Here is a 2116-nt window from a genome sequence, read left to right as displayed (position 1 = left end):
CCTTGAATGCCACCGGAGGCGGCTTTTTGACCGCCTCCAAACAATTTAGACATGGCGCCACCAGCAAGAGCAGAAGCAATACCGCCAGCAATAGCACCAAACATAAATCACCTCACTTAAGTGGCTGGAGACAAATAATCTCTTTAATAACCTGATTCAGCGAAACCAATCCGCGGCATTTAGTAGCGGTAAAGTTAGACCAAACCATGAAACCAACATAAACATTATTGCCCGGCGTACGGGGAAGGACGTCAATAGTCACACAGTCCTTGACGGTATAATAACCACCATCATGGCGACCATCCAAAGGATAAACATCATAGGCAGTCGGGAGGGTAGTCGGAACCGAAGAAGACTCAAAGCGAACCAAACAGGCAAAAAATTTAGGGTCGGCATCAAAAGCAATATCAGCACCAACAGAAACAACCTGATTAGCGGCGTTGACAGATGTATCCATCTGAATGCAATGAAGAAAACCACCATTACCAGCATTAACCGTCAAACTATCAAAATATAACGTTGACGATGTAGCTTTAGGTGTCTGTAAAACAGGTGCCGAAGAAGCTGGAGTAACAGAAGTGAGAACCAGCTTATCAGAAAAAAAGTTTGAATTATGGCGAGAAATAAAAGTCTGAAACATGATTAAACTCCTAAGCAGAAAACCTACCGCGCTTCGCTTGGTCAACCCCTCAGCGGCAAAAATTAAAATTTTTACCGCTTCGGCGTTATAACCTCACACTCAATCTTTTATCACGAAGTCATGATTGAATCGCGAGTGGTCGGCAGATTGCGATAAACGGTCACATTAAATTTAACCTGACTATTCCACTGCAACAACTGAACGGACTGGAAACACTGGTCATAATCATGGTGGCGAATAAGTACGCGTTCTTGCAAATCACCAGAAGGCGGTTCCTGAATGAATGGGAAGCCTTCAAGAAGGTGATAAGCAGGAGAAACATACGAAGGCGCATAACGATACCACTGACCCTCAGCAATCTTAAACTTCTTAGACGAATCACCAGAACGGAAAACATCCTTCATAGAAATTTCACGCGGCGGCAAGTTGCCATACAAAACAGGGTCGCCAGCAATATCGGTATAAGTCAAAGCACCTTTAGCGTTAAGGTACTGAATCTCTTTAGTCGCAGTAGGCGGAAAACGAACAAGCGCAAGAGTAAACATAGTGCCATGCTCAGGAACAAAGAAACGCGGCACAGAATGTTTATAGGTCTGTTGAACACGACCAGAAAACTGGCCTAACGACGTTTGGTCAGTTCCATCAACATCATAGCCAGATGCCCAGAGATTAGAGCGCATGACAAGTAAAGGACGGTTGTCAGCGTCATAAGAGGTTTTACCTCCAAATGAAGAAATAACATCATGGTAACGCTGCATGAAGTAATCACGTTCTTGGTCAGTATGCAAATTAGCATAAGCAGCTTGCAGACCCATAATGTCAATAGATGTGGTAGAAGTCGTCATTTGGCGAGAAAGCTCAGTCTCAGGAGGAAGCGGAGCAGTCCAAATGTTTTTGAGATGGCAGCAACGGAAACCATAACGAGCATCATCTTGATTAAGCTCATTAGGGTTAGCCTCGGTACGGTCAGGCATCCACGGCGCTTTAAAATAGTTGTTATAGATATTCAAATAACCCTGAAACAAATGCTTAGGGATTTTATTGGTATCAGGGTTAATCGTGCCAAGAAAAGCGGCATGGTCAATATAACCAGTAGTGTTAACAGTCGGGAGAGGAGTGGCATTAACACCATCCTTCATGAACTTAATCCACTGTTCACCATAAACGTGACGATGAGGGACATAAAAAGTAAAAATGTCTACAGTAGAGTCAATAGCAAGGCCACGACGCAATGGAGAAAGACGGAGAGCGCCAACGGCGTCCATCTCGAAGGAGTCGCCAGCGATAACCGGAGTAGTTGAAATGGTAATAAGACGACCAATCTGACCAGCAAGGAAGCCAAGATGGGAAAGGTCATGCGGCATACGCTCGGCGCCAGTTTGAATATTAGACATAATTTATCCTCAAGTAAGGGGCCGAAGCCCCTGCAATTAAAATTGTTGACCACCTACATACCAAAGACGAGCGCCTTTACGC

Annotated in this window: 3 protein-coding genes; all 3 read right to left on the bottom strand. The window is 44.5% G+C overall.

Going from position 1 to position 2116, the window contains the following annotated elements:
* Positions 1-112: 112 nt before the first annotated feature.
* Positions 113-640, bottom strand: a complete 528-nt coding sequence (locus TG4357_RS20195) for a hypothetical protein (RefSeq protein WP_000487867.1) — start codon at positions 638-640, stop codon at positions 113-115.
* A 110-nt stretch (positions 641-750) separates the two neighbouring features.
* Positions 751-2034, bottom strand: a complete 1284-nt coding sequence (locus TG4357_RS20190) for a major capsid protein (protein ID WP_000065572.1) — start codon at positions 2032-2034, stop codon at positions 751-753.
* Positions 2035-2070: 36 nt separating this feature from the next.
* A partial coding sequence (locus TG4357_RS20185) for a phage DNA packaging protein J (RefSeq protein WP_199484625.1) occupies positions 2071-2116 on the bottom strand: 46 nt, incomplete at its 5' end.

This window comes from Thalassovita gelatinovora (assembly GCF_001458355.1).
Classification (GTDB): domain Bacteria; phylum Pseudomonadota; class Alphaproteobacteria; order Rhodobacterales; family Rhodobacteraceae; genus Thalassobius; species Thalassobius gelatinovorus.
The sequence above is the reverse complement of the archived record's forward strand: the minus strand, read 5'-3'. Positions and strand labels throughout refer to the sequence as shown.

Bases quoted from the DNA above. Each gene is read 5' to 3' on its own strand.
- TG4357_RS20195 (WP_000487867.1), bottom strand. From the start codon at position 640: ATGTTTCAGACTTTTATTTCTCGCCATAATTCAAACTTTTTTTCTGAT.
- TG4357_RS20190 (WP_000065572.1), bottom strand. From the start codon at position 2,034: ATGTCTAATATTCAAACTGGCGCCGAGCGTATGCCGCATGACCTTTCC.